This is a genomic window from Citrobacter sp. RHBSTW-00029, assembly GCF_014104295.1.
GTDB lineage: Bacteria > Pseudomonadota > Gammaproteobacteria > Enterobacterales > Enterobacteriaceae > Citrobacter > Citrobacter youngae.
Genome location: NZ_JABXRT010000001.1, coordinates 4,518,693 through 4,535,590, shown reverse-complemented (window position 1 = coordinate 4,535,590; position 16,898 = coordinate 4,518,693). Strand labels below are relative to the sequence as shown.

Here is a 16,898-nt window from a genome sequence, read left to right as displayed (position 1 = left end):
AGACAAGAAAGCCGGGGAAATCCCCGGCTTTTTTACTTCTTCTTCGCTGCCGCTTTTCGGCGCTTATCCAAATCCTTAATCAGCTTATTCACTCTCTCATCGGCAAACATCTGCTCCAGCGTGGCGGTGAGCTTACGCCGCCAGTTTTTGTACTGGTCGCTGGTCCCCGGAATGTTGACCGGTTCAGCCATATCCAGCCAGTCTTCCGGTTGCAGGCCCAGCAGCGCACTGTTGCTGTCAGCGATGTAGCGTTGCATGCCACGATTAAGAATCGGCGTCATCGACATCAGGGATGCCTTGTGACCGGCACGTTTTGGCAGGCAGCCGTATTTGTGCAGCGCGTCCAGCAGCCCCTGCTTCGCCAGTTCCCGGTCCTGATACAACCCGCGCAGCACGACTTCATCCGGGTACAGGCCCAGCGCCTTACCCAGCGTCAAATCGCCGCTATCCCAATAACCTTTAAGCGTAGGAAGGTCATGCGTCGCCGCGACTGCCATTGATTGTTCCGGGTACGCTTTCGGCGCACGGAAGTTTTTCTCATGGTCATTCTCGAAATAAAGCACTTTGTAGGAGTACACGCCGCTGTCGCGCAGCTTGCTGACGATCTCCACCGGCACAGTACCCAGATCCTCACCAATTACCATGCAGTGATGACGTTTACTCTCCAGCGCCAGAATTGAAAGCAGGTCATCGACCGGATAGTGCACGTAAGCGCCGTGATCGGCAGTTTCACCGTAGGGGATCCACCACAGACGCAGCATCGACATAACATGGTCGATACGCAGCGCGCCGCAGTTCTGCATATTGGCGCGCAGCAGTTCGATAAACGGTTCGTAGGCCCGTGCCGTGATGATGTGCGGATCCATCGGCGGCAGCCCCCAGTTTTGCCCAAGCGGCCCAAGAATATCCGGCGGCGCGCCAACTGAGGCTTTCAGACAATACAGTTCACGGTCACACCAAGTCTCTGACCCACCTTCTGCCACACCAACCGCCAGGTCGCGATACAGTCCAATCGGCATCGCAAAACCCTGGCTGGTTTTCCAGCAGTCAGCAAACTGGGTATACGCCAGCCACTGCAGCCACAGGTAGAAATCCACCTCATCACGATGCTCTGCGCAGAACTGTTTGACCTCCGGCGAATCTACCGACTGAAAAGCTTCCGGCCACACCGGCCATCCCCAGCGCAACGCATCCTCTTGCACCTGATGCGCATGCAACGCGTCAAAGGCTGCCTGCCAGTACAGGCTATCTCCTTCCTGAGCCACAAACTGGCGAAATGCCGCCATCTGCTCATCGTCACGTGCAGAGAAATTTTTCCACGCCATGCGCAGCGCGGTCATCTTCAGTGCGGTAACAGCAGAATAATCAACCCACTCACTATCGCGCGCACGTTGCAGGGTTTGCTGAGTCGCGGGTTTCTGCCACCAGCTTTGCGCCTCTTTGCTCAGATGAAAATCTTCCACTGCGTTGACGTCGATATATATGACGTTCAACCAGCGACGTGATGACGGGCTGTACGGGCTGGCGCTTTCCGGGTTCGCCGGATACAGCGCGTGAATAGGATTAAGCCCGATAAACGCGCCGCCGCGTTGCGCCACATCTACCAGCATGGCGCGGAGATCGCCAAAGTCGCCAATCCCCCAGTTTTTCTCTGAACGCAGGGTGTAGAGCTGAACGCATGCGCCCCACAGTTTTTGCCCCTCCAGCAGCGCCTGCGGTTCATAGCAGCGCTTTGGCGCCACGATGACACGACAGTGGGTGCGCAGCTCGCCCTGCGTCAATGTCAGCGTGTGATAGCCCTCCGACAGTTTCGTCGGAAGGTGAAAAGATTTGCCGCCGATGGCATGCCCTTTGTGCTGTACGCCATCTTCAGTGGTCAGCAGCCAGCTAAACTCTCCGCTTCCCTCAACCGCCAGCGACATTTTCTTACCGGCGGTATAAACCATGACATTCGGCACTGGCGTCACCGCCACCTGCGTGGCGGCGGTGGTGCGATGCATGGCTTCAAGCAAACGCCGCTTGGTTTCGGCGCCAATAGACTGCGGTTTGCCGTGAGCGTTAATGTAATTGGGGCTGATCCCCGCCGCCAGCGCGGCATTATCCAGACGTTTGCTTTCCATCGCGATTCCTTAACGTTTCGCCTGCCAGATACGGGCCTGATAATCGCGGATGGAGCGATCCGAGCTGAACATGCCGCAACGTGCGGTATTCAGAATCGCCGCCCGGGTCCAGGCTTCCTGGTCACGATACAACACGTCAACCTGCTTCTGAGCTTCAACGTAGGCCGCGAAGTCCGCCATCACCAGATACGGGTCGCCGCCCTGCTTGCCGATACTGTGCAGCATCTGGTCAAAGGCATGCTTGTCGCCGTCGCTGTATTTCCCACTTTCCAGCTCTTTCAGGACCGCATCCAGCACTTTGTCTTTCTTACGCCATTTCACCGGATCGTAACCTTTGGCCTTGAGCGCCTTCACCTCTTCCACGGTATGACCAAAGATAAAGATATTCTCGTCGCCCACTTTTTCGGCGATTTCGACGTTTGCGCCATCCAGCGTACCGACGGTTAAGGCGCCGTTCAGCGCCAGCTTCATGTTGCCGGTGCCGGAAGCCTCTTTCCCTGCAGTTGAGATCTGCTCAGAGATATCCGCCGCCGGGATCAGCATTTCCGCCGCTGAGACGCAGTAATCCGGCAGGAACACGACCTTCAACTTATCGCCAACTTTCGGGTCGTTATTGATGGTTTCCGCCACCTTGTTAATGGCGAAGATGATATTTTTCGCCAGGTAGTAACCCGGAGCCGCTTTCGCCCCAAACAGGAATACGCGCGGCACGCGATCGGCCTGCGGGTTCTCACGGATTTCTTTGTACAACGCCAGAATATGCAGCAGGTTCAGGTGCTGACGCTTGTACTCATGCAGACGTTTAATCTGAATATCAAAAATCGCGTTAGTCGTTATCTCAATACCGGTTCGCGCTTTAATAAACTTCACCAGACGCGCTTTGTTCTCCAGCTTGATGTCACGATACTGCTGACGGAACTTCGCGTCGTCAGCGTATTTTTCCAGATTAATCAGCTGGTCGAGATCGTTGGCCCACTCTTTTTTCAGCGATTTATCCAGCAGCGCAGCCAGCGCCGGGTTGCACTGCTTAATCCAGCGACGTGGGGTAATCCCATTGGTGACGTTGTAGAATTTGTTCGGCCACAGTTGGTGATATTCCGGGAACAGATCTTTCACCACCAGATCGGAGTGCAGCGCCGCCACACCATTAACCGCAAAGCCGCTGACCACGCACATGTTGGCCATGCGCACCTGTTTGTTGTGCACCACCGCCAGCTTCGCCCAGACTTCAGCATCACCCGGCCAGGTTTTATCGACCAGCGTCTTAAAGCGGTCGTTAATCTCTTTGATGATTTGCATATGGCGCGGTAATAGCGCTTTCACCAGCTTCTCATCCCAGCACTCCAGCGCCTCTGGCATCAAAGTGTGGTTGGTATACGCAAACGTCTTGCTGGTGATCGTCCACGCATCGTCCCAGCTCATCTGGTGCTCATCGATCAGCACGCGCAGCAGTTCAGGGATCGCAATAGTCGGGTGGGTGTCGTTCAGTTGAATAACTTCGTAGTCGGCCAGTTCGTGCAGTTTACGTCCCGCCAGATGATGGCGGCGCAGAATATCGGCTACGGAGCAGGCGCACTGGAAGTACTGCTGCATCAGGCGCAGCTTTTTACCCGCGGTGTGGTTATCGTTCGGGTACAGCACTTTCGTCAGTTTTTCGGCGTCGATACCCTGCTGCTCGGCGCGCAGGAAATCACCGTCGTTAAATTTGGTCAGGTTAAACGGATGCGCGTGGCTGGCCTGCCACAGACGCAGCGGTTGCGCTACGCCGTTACGGTAGCCGAGAACTGGCAGATCCCAGGCCTGACCGGTGATGGTAAAACCTGGCTCCCAGTGGCCTTCTTTGCTGACCTTGCCGCCAATCCCCACCTGCACATCCAGCGCTTCGTTGTGGCGGAACCACGGGTAGCTACCGCGATGCCAGTCGTCCGGAGCTTCCATCTGCTGCCCATCGGCAAAGGACTGACGGAACAGGCCGTACTGGTAATTGAGGCCATAGCCCGTCGCCGACTGGCCGACTGTCGCCATCGAATCAAGGAAACAGGCTGCCAGGCGCCCCAATCCACCGTTACCCAACGCCGGATCGGTTTCTTCTTCCAGCAGGTCGGTCAGGTTGACGTCATGCGCTTTCAGCTCATCGCTTACCCCCTGATACCAGCCCAGGTTGAGTAAGTTGTTGCCGGTCAGACGGCCAATCAAAAACTCCATCGAGATGTAGTTAACGTGACGCTGATTTTTTGCCGGTTTCGCCGCGGGCTGGGCGCTGAGTAACTCAGCCAACGCCCCACTCACTGCCTGCCACCACTGGTGCGACGTCATTTCTTGAGCCGACAGTAAACCGAATCGCTGCCACTGACGCGTCAGGGCAGCCTGAAATTGATCTTTGTTGAAAGTAGGCTGTGACATAGGGGTTCCAGATCCTTAGGTAATAAAACAACGTTATCGCTAGTTTGCCTGGCTCGTTGTTGACATTCCTCATCCTGGCACGGATTAGGGAGGGAGGAGGAGCGGGGATGAGCATAAAAGTGTGATCACCGCCACTTAAAGGGGGCGTAATCACCCGTAAATTCGCGCAAACCGCGCATAACGCCCTTTGGATGACGCATTAATAACAAAGGATTAATCGACAATATCAAATAGTGGAATGACGATGAGAAACAATATGTAAATAGAGAAATAGTTTCTAACCTGAAATATCTATGCCGAGTAAGATAATTCACATAAAACTTTTAAGTCGGCCACAAAATTCGTCGATTTTGATTAGTCGCCCGAGTAACCATATAAAAATAGAGGGATTTTTCGACACATTAAAAATTACAACGGATCCAGTCGCCATGCCTGTTGCGACTCTTTAAAACATTTATTGCAATAGATGTATAGATTTGTGACATAGTGCAAAATCAGACACACAAAAAGTCCGCTTAGCTTGCATAAAACACCAATCTGGCCGACCTTATATCTATTAATTACGAAGCGCAAAAAAAATCATTCTTCCCTATTTTCACACAGTGAAGTGACTAACTTATGTTGATTCCGTCTAAATTAAGTCGTCCGGTTCGACTCGACCATACGGTGGTTCGTGAGCGCCTGTTGGCTAAACTTTCCGGCGTGAACAATTTCAGGCTTGCCCTGATAACAAGTCCTGCTGGTTATGGAAAAACAACGCTGGTTTCACAATGGGCGGCGGGGAAGAACGACTTAGGCTGGTACTCTCTGGATGAAGGCGATAATCAACAAGAGCGCTTTGCCAGCTATCTGATCGCCGCCATCCAACAGGCAACGGGTGGACATTGCACCACCAGCGAAGCGATGGTGCAAAAGCGCCAGTACGCCAGTCTGACGTCACTGTTTGCCCAGCTATTTATCGAATTGGCCGAGTGGCACCGTCCGCTCTACCTGGTGGTGGATGATTATCATCTGATCTCCAATCCGGCTATTCACGAAGCGATGCGTTTCTTCCTGCGTCACCAACCTGAAAACCTCACGCTGGTCGTACTGTCGCGCAACCTGCCGCAGTTGGGTATTGCCAACCTGCGGGTGCGCGATCAACTGCTGGAGATAGGCAGCCAACAGCTGGCCTTTAACCATCAGGAAGCCAAACAATTTTTCGACCGACGTTTGTCCTCCCCCATCGAAGCGGCGGAAAGCAGCCGGATGTGCGATGACGTCGCGGGCTGGGCCACGGCGTTACAGCTGATTGCCCTCTCCGCCCGCCAGAACAACCATTCGGCACACCAGTCCGCGCGCCGTCTTGCGGGGATCAACGCCAGCCATTTGTCCGATTATCTGGTTGATGAAGTGCTGGACAGCGTCGACCTCGGCACCCGTCACTTCCTGCTGAAAAGCGCCATTCTGCGTTCCATGAACGATGCGCTGATCGTCCGCGTTACCGGGGAAGAAAATGGCCAGATGCGGCTGGAAGAAATTGAGCGCCAGGGGTTATTCCTGCAGCGGATGGATGACGTTGGCGAGTGGTTCAGCTATCACCCGCTGTTTGGCAGCTTTTTACGCCAGCGCTGCCAATGGGAGCTGGCGAACGAACTGCCCGAAATACACCGCGCCGCCGCTGAAAGCTGGATGGCGCAAGGTTTTCCGACCGAAGCCATCCACCACGCGCTGGCGGCAGGCGACGCCCATATGCTGCGCGACATTCTGCTCAATCATGCGTGGGGGCTGTTTAACCACAGCGAACTGGCATTACTTGAAGAATCATTGAAAGCTCTGCCGTGGGAAAGCCTGCTGGAAAATCCGCGTCTGGTTCTGCTGCAAGCCTGGCTGATGCAAAGCCAGCACCGCTACGGCGAGGTGAATACCCTGCTGGCGCGCGCTGAGCAGGAAATGAAAGGCGATATGGAACAGACGCTACATGCTGAATTTAACGCCCTGCGAGCGCAGGTCGCGATTAACGACGGAAATCCTGATGAAGCCGAGCGTCTGGCGAAACTGGCGCTGGATGAATTACCCATCGCCTGGTTCTATAGCCGAATTGTCGCCACCTCGGTACACGGCGAAGTTCTGCACTGTAAGGGCGACCTCACGCGTTCTCTGGCGTTGATGCAGCAAACCGAACAAATGGCGCGCCATCATGACGTCTGGCATTACGCCCTGTGGAGTCTTATTCAGCAAAGTGAAATCTTGTTTGCCCAGGGCTTTTTGCAGGCCGCCTGGGAAATCCAGGAAAAAGCGTTCCAGCTGATCAAAGAGCAGCACCTCGAACAGCTGCCGATGCACGAGTTCCTGGTGCGCATTCGTGCGCAGCTCCTGTGGGCATGGGCGCGCCTGGACGAAGCGGAAGCGTCTGCCCGCTCGGGTATTGAACTACTTTCCACCTTCCAGCCGCAGCAGCAGCTACAGTGTCTGGCGCTGCAGGTTCAGTGTTCGCTGGCGCGTGGCGATCTGGACAACGCCCGTAGCCTGCTCAACCGTCTGGAAAACCTGCTGGGTAATGGCCACTATCACAGCGACTGGATCTCGAACGCTGATAAAGTCCGGGTGATTTACTGGCAAATGGTCGGTGACAAAAATTCAGCCGCCAACTGGCTGCGCCACACGCCGAAACCGGAATTCGCCAATAACCACTTCCTGCAAGGACAATGGCGCAACATCGCCCGTGCGCAGATCCTGCTGGGCGAGTTTGAACCGGCTGAGATTGTGCTGGAAGAGTTGAATGAAAATGCGCGCAATCTGCGCCTGATGAGCGATCTGAACCGTAACCTGCTGCTGCTTAATCAGCTCTATTGGCAGGCAGGGCGCAAAAATGACGCCCAGCGTGTGTTACTCGACGCTCTACAGCTGGCGAACCGCACCGGGTTTATCAGCCACTTTGTTATTGAAGGTGAGGCCATGGCGCAACAACTGCGTCAGCTGATTCAGCTCAACACCTTACCAGAACTCGAGCAGCACCGCGCCCAGCGCATTTTGCGTGAGATTAACCAGCATCATCGCCATAAATTCGCCCACTTCGATGAAGGGTTCGTTGAGCGTCTGCTTACGCATCCGGAAGTACCGGAGCTTATCCGCACCAGCCCACTGACCCAGCGCGAATGGCAGGTTCTGGGACTGATTTATTCGGGCTACAGCAACGAGCAGATCGCCGCAGAGCTGGCCGTTGCGGCAACGACCATCAAGACGCACATCCGCAATTTGTACCAAAAGCTCGGCGTCGCACACCGCCAGGATGCGGTGCAACATGCGCAGAAGCTGCTGAAAATGATGGGATACGGCGTTTAGTTAATGCCTGTACGCGAGGCTTATCAGGCCTGGAATTACCTTAGCACAGCTCTAACTGAATATGATGGTCAGCAATCACCTGCATCACGCCAGCGGGCGGCAGCGTGTCGGTATACACCGCATCCACCATGCTGATGCTGCCCATATTCACCATCGCGTTACGCCCAAACTTCGAGTGATCCACCACCAGCATCACATGCCGTGAATTTTCAATAATGGCGCGTTTGGTGCGAACTTCGTGATAATCAAATTCCAGCAGGGAACCATCGCTGTCGATACCGCTGATGCCTAAGATACCGAAGTCCAGACGGAACTGAGAAATGAAGTCGAGGGTCGCTTCGCCCATAATACCGCCGTCGCGGCTACGCAGTTCGCCACCGGCGAGGATTATGCGGAAATCCTCTTTCGCCATCAGCGTATTCGCCACATTGAGGTTGTTGGTCACAATGCGTAAATTGCTGTGATTAAGCAGCGCGTGAGCCACCGCTTCCGGCGTGGTTCCGATATCAATAAACAGCGTAGAACCGTTCGGGATCTGCGTGGCAACTTTGCGGGCAATGCGCTCTTTTTCCGCCGTCTGCGTTGCTTTACGGTCATGCCACGGGGTGTTAACCGAGCTGGATGGCAACGCCGCGCCGCCGTGATGGCGCAAAATCATGTTCTGATCGGCCAGATCGTTGAGATCGCGGCGAATCGTCTGCGGGCTGACGGAGAAATGCTCCACCAGCTCTTCAGTACTGACGTATCCCTGTTTTTTTACCAGCTCGATGATCGCGTCATGTCGTTGTGTTTGCTTCATTATTGTTCCCTGAAATTACGTTCGTTTTCGTACATTTATAGTATCGGCAAACGCCATTGCCAGACCCACGGCCAACCCGGCGATATGAGCGCCATTCGCCATCGACATGCCGAATAGATCAAACCAGCCGGCAACAATCCAGATCAAGGCAAAGAAAATCAAACCACGCTGCAGGAAAATACCGCTCTGCGGATCGCGCTCGCCGCGCAACCACACGTAGCCCATCAGCGCATATACCACGCCAGACAGTCCACCAAACCACGGGCCGCTAAATTTCTGCTGAACATAGCCGCTCAACAGGGCGCTGATCACGGTAATAACAATCAGTTTTCCACTGCCCAGACGCTTTTCAACCGCACCGCCGAGATACCACCACCACAGCAGGTTGAACAGAATATGCATCAGCGAGAAGTGCATAAAAGCGTGGGTGAAATAACGCCAGAATTCAAATTTCAGCGAAGGGTCAAACGGCCATGCCAGCCAGAGCATCACCGCCTGGTCGCCCAGCACGTTCATCGCGATAAACACCAGCACACACGCGGCCATCACCAACCAGGTTACCGGACCTGCGCGTTCGCGCAATGTGGCCAGGAACGGATAACGTTGGTAGCGCAAACCGCTGTCGGTCTGACCCGATTGCCAGCTTGCCGCGAGGTAGCGCGGATCGCCCGGATTCTCCAGAAACCGCACCAGTTCAGCGTGCACGCGCTGAGCCTGGGACTCATCCGCCAGCCAGACATCCGTTTGCTGATGTTGTTGAATCGTCAGGATAACGCCCTGTGTCGCCATATAATCAACGAATGCCTGCGCCACGCGGGGGTTAGCAAAAGAGGTAATCATCAACATGGTTGCTGTCGCTTATTCCACACAAAAGAGGACAGTATATCTATCCTGCCCGTTTCAGGCTGCATCTTTGTTAGCTTACGAACCGTATGCCACTTCTGCCGGAAAATGTCGATGCCAGGCATCGAAGCCGCCGTCAACGCTGTAAACCGCGTCATAGCCCTGCTGCAGAAGATATTGCGCCGCGCCTTTACTGCTGTTGCCGTGATAACACATCACCAACACAGCTGTGTCGAAATCATGCTCGCGCATAAATGACCCCAGCGTGTCGTTCGTCAAATGAAATGCCTGTGGGGCATGGCCCATTGCATAGCTTTGCGGGTCGCGAATATCCACTAACACCGCCGTCCCCTGATGCAGCTTCTGATGCGCTTCTTCGACATTAATACATTCAAACTGATCCATTGCTCTCTCTTCTTTATATGGCAGGTGACGCTTTTCGGACATGTTACTGCTTAGTGTACGTCCCGACGGCAGTTAAACGCCATAATGTTATATGTATCACTGTAAATTGTTTATCCGATGTTACCAATGGCGCGATTCTTTGCTATTATGCTCGATAACGAACATTAATGAGCTATAACGAAAGTGCGAGAGGCCAGCATGGAAACCAAAGATCTGATTGTGATAGGTGGAGGCATCAACGGTGCCGGTATCGCGGCAGATGCCGCTGGACGCGGTTTATCCGTGCTGATGCTGGAAGCGCAGGATTTAGCCTGCGCCACCTCTTCCGCTAGCTCCAAACTCATCCACGGTGGCCTGCGCTACCTGGAACACTACGAATTTCGTCTGGTGAGCGAAGCGCTGGTCGAACGTGAAGTGCTGTTGAAAATGGCACCACATATCGCCTTCCCGATGCGCTTTCGTCTGCCCCACCGCCCGCACCTGCGTCCGGCGTGGATGATCCGCATTGGTTTGTTTATGTACGATCATCTGGGCAAACGCACCAGTTTGCCAAGTTCTACCGGTTTGCGTTTTGGCGCAGATTCCGTAATGAAACCTGAGATTGTGCGCGGTTTCGAATATTCTGACTGCTGGGTAGACGATGCACGACTGGTTTTGGCAAACGCCCAAATGGTTGTACGCAAAGGCGGAGAAGTATTAACCCGCACTCGCGCCACCTCTGCTCGCCGTGAAAACGGTTTGTGGATTGTTGAAGCTGAAGATATCGATACCGGCAAAAAACACACCTGGCAGGCGCGTGGCCTGGTCAACGCCACCGGTCCGTGGGTGAAAGAGTTCTTCGACGACGGTATGCACCTGCCATCGCCGTACGGTATTCGCCTGATCAAAGGCAGCCACATCGTGGTGCCGCGCGTACATACCCAGAAGCAGGCTTATATTCTGCAAAACGAAGATAAACGCATTGTGTTTGTTATCCCATGGATGGACGAATTCTCGATCATCGGGACGACAGACGTTGAATACAAAGGCGATCCGAAAGCGGTGAAAATTGATGAAAGCGAGATCAATTACCTGCTGAAGGTTTACAACGCGCACTTTAAGAAGCAGCTGGGCCGTGATGATATCGTCTGGACTTACTCGGGCGTGCGTCCGCTGTGCGATGACGAGTCTGACTCACCGCAGGCGATCACCCGTGATTACACGCTGGATATCCACGACGAAAACGGCAAAGCGCCGCTGCTGTCGGTCTTTGGCGGTAAGCTGACGACCTATCGTAAGCTGGCTGAGCACGCGATGGAAAAACTGGCATCGTACTATCAGGGCATTGGTCCGGCGTGGACGAAAGAGTGCATTCTGCCAGGCGGTGACATTGGCGGCGATCGCGAAGACTACGCGGCCAAACTGCGCCGTCGCTACCCGTTCCTGACCGAGTCGCTGGCGCGCCATTATTCTCGCACCTACGGCAGCAACACCGAATGGGTCATCGGCGAAGCCACCTCGCTTGCCGAGTTAGGTGAAGACTTTGGCCATGAGTTTTATGAGGCCGAGCTGAAATATCTGGTCGATCACGAATGGGTTCGTCGTGCGGAAGATGCGTTGTGGCGCCGTACGAAAGAAGGTATGTGGCTGAACGCTGAGCAGCAGTCACGCATGACCCAGTGGCTGGCTGAATACATTGAGAAGCACCAGCTGTCGCTGGCGTCCTGATAAAAATGCCGGATGGCGGCGACGCCTTATCCGGCCTACAAAAGTGCATAAACGTAGGCCGGGCAAGCGAAGCGCCCCCGGCCTCGTGTGTTACAACCGTACCGAATCAATATGCCAGATGTTTTCGGCGTACTCTTTGATCGTCCTGTCCGACGAGAAATAGCCCATGTTGGCGATATTAATCATCGACTTGGTGGTCCACTCTTCCGGATGACGATACAGTTCATCAACCTTATCCTGGCAATCAACGTAGCTGCGATAATCCGCCAGCACCTGATAGTGGTCGCCAAAGTTAATCAATGAGTCCACCAGGTCGCGATAGCGTCCCGGCTCCTCAGGACTAAATACGCCGCTGCCAATCTGCGTCAGCACCTGGTGCAGCTCTTCGTCTTTCTCGTAATACTCACGCGGCTTGTAACCCTGACTACGCAGCGCCTCCACTTCTTCCGCCGTATTACCAAAGATAAAGATATTTTCTGCGCCCACATGCTCCAGCATCTCAACGTTAGCGCCATCCAGCGTACCGATGGTCAGCGCGCCATTCAGCGCAAATTTCATGTTACTGGTCCCGGAGGCTTCGGTCCCGGCCAGTGAGATTTGCTCAGACAGGTCGGCGGCAGGAATAATCACCTGCGCCAGGCTGACGCTGTAATTAGGGATAAACACCACTTTCAGTTTGTCGCCAATTTGCGGATCGTTGTTGATCACTTTTGCGACGTCGTTAATCAGGTGAATGATGTGCTTCGCCATGTAATAGGCCGAAGCCGCCTTACCGGCAAAAATATTCACACGCGGCACCCACTCGGCGTCAGGATCGGCCTTAATGCGGTTGTAGCGGGTGATCACATGCAGCACGTTCATCAACTGACGCTTGTACTCGTGAATACGCTTGATCTGCACATCAAACAGCGATTTCGGATTCACCACCACATTCAACTGCTGCGCGATGAGCGTCGCCAGTCGCTTTTTGTTCTCCAGCTTCGCATGACGCACCGCCTGATTTACCAGCGGGTAATCGCAGTGTTGTTCCAGTTCGCTGAGCTGACTGAGATCGGTGCGCCAGGTACGGCCAATGTTCTCATCCAGCACATTGGAAAGCGCCGGATTCGCCAGCGCCAGCCAGCGACGCGGCGTCACGCCGTTGGTAACGTTGCAAAAACGGGTCGGGAAGATCTTCGCAAAGTCAGCAAACAGCGACTGTACCATCAGGTTGGAGTGCAGTTCCGACACGCCGTTAACCTTGTGGCTCACCACCACCGCCAGCCATGCCATACGCACCCGGCGGCCGTTGGATTCATCGATGATCGACGTCCGCCCCAACAGACCCGTATCGCTCGGATACTGCTCCTGCAGCGTTTTCAGGAAGTAATCGTTAATCTCAAAGATAATTTGCAGGTGGCGCGGCAGAATTTTACCCAGCATATCCACCGGCCAGGTTTCCAGCGCCTCGCTCATCAGCGTATGGTTGGTATACGAGAAGACCTGACAGCACACCTCAAAGGCATCGTCCCAGCTAAACTTGTGCTCATCAATCAGCAGACGCATCAGCTCAGGGATCGACAGCACCGGATGGGTGTCATTGAGGTGAATAGCAATTTTGTCCGCCAGGTTGTCGTAGGTTTTGTGCAGTTGGTAATGACGACTCAGGATATCCTGCACCGTGGCGGAGACCAGGAAATACTCCTGACGCAAGCGCAGCTCGCGTCCCGAATAGGTGGAGTCATCCGGATAGAGCACGCGGGAGACGTTCTCGGAGTGGTTTTTATCTTCCACCGCCGCAAAGTAGTCGCCCTGGTTAAATTTACCGAGGTTGATCTCGCTACTGGCCTGGGCATTCCACAGGCGCAACGTGTTGGTGGCGTCGGTGTCGTAACCGGGGATAATCTGGTCGTAGGCAACTGCCAGGATCTCTTCGGTTTCTATCCAGCGCGTTTTCTTGCCTTCCTGCTGAATACGCCCGCCAAAACGCACTTTGTAGCGCGTATTGTGGCGTTTGAACTCCCATGGGTTACCGTATTCCAGCCAGTAGTCCGGCGACTCTTTCTGTCGGCCATCAACAATGTTTTGCTTGAACATGCCGTAGTCATAGCGAATACCGTAGCCACGTCCCGGCAGTCCCAGCGTTGCCAGCGAGTCCAGGAAGCAGGCCGCCAGGCGCCCGAGGCCACCGTTGCCAAGACCCGGGTCGTTTTCTTCGTCGATCAGATCTTCAAGATCCAGCCCCATGCCTTCCAGCGCATTTTTGACATCGTCATAAATCCCCAACGATAACAGTGCATTGGAAAGCGTGCGGCCAATCAGGAACTCCATAGACAGGTAATAGACCTGTCGAGTTTCCTGGGATAATTGCGCACGATTAGAACGCAGCCAGCGCTCCACGAGACGATCGCGCACCGCGAACAATGTGGCGTTCAGCCACTCATGTTTATTGGCAATGACCGGGTCTTTACCAATCGTGAACATCAGCTTGTAGGCAATAGAATGCTTAAGTGCCTCTACGCTGAGTGTGGGCGATGCATAAGTAAATGGAGCATTCATATAGGTGATTCCTGGATAACTATTTCAAGCGATAGTAAAGCTCACGGTATGACTTCGCCGCGACTTGCCAGCTAAAATCCATGGTCATGGCCTGACGTTGTACAAACCGCCACAGCGAAGGCCGGGACCACAATACGAAAGCACGCCGGATCGCCCGTAGCAGCGACCAGGCATTACTATCTTCAAATACAAACCCACTGGCGATACCGTCCGCCAGGTTCTCCAGCGAACTATCAGACACCGTATCAGCCAGCCCACCGGTACGTCGCACCAGCGGCAACGTGCCGTACTTCAGTCCATACAATTGTGTTAAGCCACACGGCTCAAAACGGCTGGGAACCAATATCACATCGGCCCCACCCATGATGCGGTGCGAGAAGGCTTCGTGATAGCCGATCTGCACACCCACCTGCCCCGGATGTTCCGCCGCCGCGGCGAGAAAACCTTCCTGCAACACCGGATCGCCCGCGCCAAGTAACGCCAGCTGTCCACCCTGCTCTAACAGACCCGGCAGAGCCTCCAACACCAGATCCAACCCTTTCTGACTGGTCAGGCGGCTCACGACAGCAAACAGCGGCACTTTATCGTTAACCTTAAGTCCCATCGCGATCTGTAGCTGCCGTTTGTTCTCCGCCTTCTCTTCCAGCGTGTCACGCGTATAGCGCGACGCCAGCAGCAGATCGGTTTCCGGGCTCCAGATTTTTTCATCAACGCCGTTCAGCACACCGGAAAGACGCCCTTCGCGATGGCGCTGCTGCAACAAACCTTCCATGCCGTAGGCGAACTGCGCCTCGGTAATTTCCCGCGCGTAGGTCGGACTGACCGCCGTAATGTGGTCGGCGTAGTACAACCCGGCCTTCAGGAACGAAATCTGGCCGTTAAACTCCAACCCGTGCACATTAAAGAACGACCATGGCAATTGGATGTCATCCATATGCTTTGCATAAAACATGCCTTGATACGCCAGGTTGTGTACGGTGAACACCGATTTCGCCGGATGGCCACGCGCCGCCAGATATGCCGGTGCCAGGCCAGCGTGCCAGTCGTGCGCATGCACCACATCCGGGCGCCAGAATGGGTCAAGGCCGCAGGCCATTTCACATCCGGCCCAACCCAACAGCGCAAAACGCAGCACGTTATCGGTATACGCAAACAGGTTGGTGTCGTGATACGGGCTCCCGGGACGGTCATAGAGATGTGGCGCATCAACGAGGTAAATTCCGACGCCGTTGTAATGCCCGAACAGCAGCGTAATTCTGCCTGCAAAGGTATCGCGACGCGTCACCACCTGAGCATCAGGAATGCCGCGGCGGATATCAGGAAACGCCGGGAGCAGCACGCGGGCATCTACACCGTCCGCAATTTGCGCGGCAGGTAACGCCCCAATAACATCCGCCAGTCCCCCGGTTTTTAACAGGGGAAACATCTCTGAACAAACGTGTAAAACCTGCATTATCGCTCCTGTTTGATCTGCAGTTTGCGCAGCATTTCACGCGTGACCAGCACAATGCCTTCCTCTGAACGGTAGAAACGACGTGCATCTTCTTCCGCGTTTTCACCGATTACCATGCCTTCAGGAATAACGCAGGCGCGGTCAATAATGCAACGACGTAAGCGGCATGAACGTCCCACCCACACTTCAGGTAATAACACTGCCGAATCAATGTTACAGAATGAATTCACCCGCACCCGCGGGAACAGAACGGACTGCACCACCACCGAACCCGAAATAATACAGCCGCCGGAAACCAGCGAGTTCAGCGTCATTCCGTGGCTACCGGAACGGTCCTGCACAAATTTCGCTGGCGGCAGCGATTCCATATGCGTACGGATTGGCCAGTCCTGGTCGTACATATCCAATTCAGGCGTCACCGAAGCCAGATCGAAGTTCGCTTTCCAGTAGGCTTCCAGCGTCCCCACATCGCGCCAGTACGGTTCGGATTCCGGGTCAGACTGCACGCAGGACAACGGGAATGGATGCGCATATGCCATGCCAGCTTCGGTGATTTTTGGAATGATGTCTTTGCCAAAATCGTGACTGGATTTTTCATCGAGATCATCTTCCGCCAGCAGTTCATACAGATAATCGGCGTTGAAGATGTAGATCCCCATACTGGCAAGCGATTTGGTCGGATCGCCAGGCATCGCTGGCGGGTTGGCGGGTTTTTCAACGAACTCGATAATTTTATCGGTGTCGTCCACGTCCATCACGCCAAACGCGCTGGCTTCTTCGATCGGCACTGGCATACAGGCCACGGTGCAGCGCGCGCCTTTCTCGACGTGGTCGATCAGCATGCGTGAGTAGTCCTGCTTATAAATATGATCGCCCGCGAGGATCACCACGTATTCCGCTTTATAGCGTCGAATGATATCCAGGTTTTGGGTCACCGCATCCGCCGTGCCGCGATACCAGTTTTCACCCTGCATTCTCTGCTGGGCAGGCAGCAGATCGACGAACTCGTTCATCTCTTCGCTAAAGAACGACCAGCCGCGCTGAATATGCTGCACCAGCGTGTGGGACTGGTACTGCGTGATTACGCCGATACGGCGGATCCCGGAGTTAATACAGTTGGATAAAGCAAAATCGATAATGCGGAACTTACCGCCAAAGTGCACGGCAGGCTTGGCTCGTTTGTTGGTTAAATCTTTCAGACGGGTTCCGCGGCCACCGGCCAGGATCAGGGCAACAGATTTTAATGGCAGCTGGCGCGCCAACATTACACGATCGTTCTTCTCTAAACTCACCATGACTAACTCCT

General features: G+C 54.5%; 10 protein-coding genes. 2 read left to right on the top strand and 8 right to left on the bottom strand.

What is annotated here, in order from left to right:
• Positions 1-32 precede the first annotated feature (32 nt).
• Positions 33-2,120: a 4-alpha-glucanotransferase gene (malQ, locus tag HV041_RS21845; RefSeq protein WP_121585149.1), complete on the bottom strand. Its 2,088-nt coding sequence runs from the start codon at positions 2,118-2,120 to the stop codon at positions 33-35.
• 9 nt (positions 2,121-2,129) lie between these two features.
• The gene (gene malP, locus HV041_RS21840) at positions 2,130-4,523 is read right to left on the bottom strand and encodes a maltodextrin phosphorylase (protein ID WP_121585150.1); all 2,394 of its coding nucleotides are present in this window, start codon (positions 4,521-4,523) and stop codon (positions 2,130-2,132) included.
• Positions 4,524-5,141: 618 nt separating this feature from the next.
• Here malP and malT point away from each other — a divergent pair.
• Positions 5,142-7,847, top strand: a complete 2,706-nt coding sequence (gene malT / locus HV041_RS21835) for an HTH-type transcriptional regulator MalT (protein WP_121585151.1) — start codon at positions 5,142-5,144, stop codon at positions 7,845-7,847.
• 40 nt (positions 7,848-7,887) lie between these two features.
• Here the strand turns inward: malT and HV041_RS21830 are convergent, their stop codons facing one another.
• From HV041_RS21830 to glpE, 3 genes are all read right to left on the bottom strand, one after another.
• A complete protein-coding gene (locus tag HV041_RS21830) occupies positions 7,888-8,646 on the bottom strand; it encodes a DeoR/GlpR family transcriptional regulator (protein WP_003023499.1) in 759 nt (252 codons plus the stop codon).
• Between the two features lie 15 nt (positions 8,647-8,661).
• Complete coding sequence (gene glpG, locus HV041_RS21825) at positions 8,662-9,492, bottom strand: rhomboid family intramembrane serine protease GlpG (RefSeq protein WP_121585152.1); 831 nt, start codon at positions 9,490-9,492, stop codon at positions 8,662-8,664.
• A 75-nt stretch (positions 9,493-9,567) separates the two neighbouring features.
• The gene (gene glpE / locus HV041_RS21820) at positions 9,568-9,894 is read right to left on the bottom strand and encodes a thiosulfate sulfurtransferase GlpE (RefSeq protein ID WP_016157651.1); all 327 of its coding nucleotides are present in this window, start codon (positions 9,892-9,894) and stop codon (positions 9,568-9,570) included.
• 198 nt (positions 9,895-10,092) lie between these two features.
• Here glpE and glpD point away from each other — a divergent pair, with 198 nt between their 5' ends.
• Positions 10,093-11,601 (top strand): glycerol-3-phosphate dehydrogenase, encoded by a 1,509-nt coding sequence (glpD, locus tag HV041_RS21815; RefSeq protein WP_121585153.1) that lies wholly within the window; start codon positions 10,093-10,095, stop codon positions 11,599-11,601.
• A gap of 90 nt (positions 11,602-11,691) precedes the next feature.
• Here the strand turns inward: glpD and glgP are convergent, their stop codons facing one another.
• The 3 genes from glgP to glgC are packed head-to-tail and all read right to left on the bottom strand — an operon-like array spanning position 11,692 to position 16,887.
• Positions 11,692-14,139 (bottom strand): glycogen phosphorylase, encoded by a 2,448-nt coding sequence (glgP, locus tag HV041_RS21810; RefSeq protein WP_048213566.1) that lies wholly within the window; start codon positions 14,137-14,139, stop codon positions 11,692-11,694.
• 19 nt (positions 14,140-14,158) lie between these two features.
• Positions 14,159-15,592, bottom strand: coding sequence for a glycogen synthase GlgA (glgA, locus tag HV041_RS21805; protein WP_121585154.1), 1,434 nt, complete (start codon positions 15,590-15,592; stop codon positions 14,159-14,161).
• A complete protein-coding gene (gene glgC, locus HV041_RS21800; protein WP_182294268.1) occupies positions 15,592-16,887 on the bottom strand; it encodes a glucose-1-phosphate adenylyltransferase in 1,296 nt (431 codons plus the stop codon). Before glgC ends, glgA begins: the two co-directional genes overlap by 1 nt.
• Between the last annotated feature and the right edge of the window lie 11 nt (positions 16,888-16,898).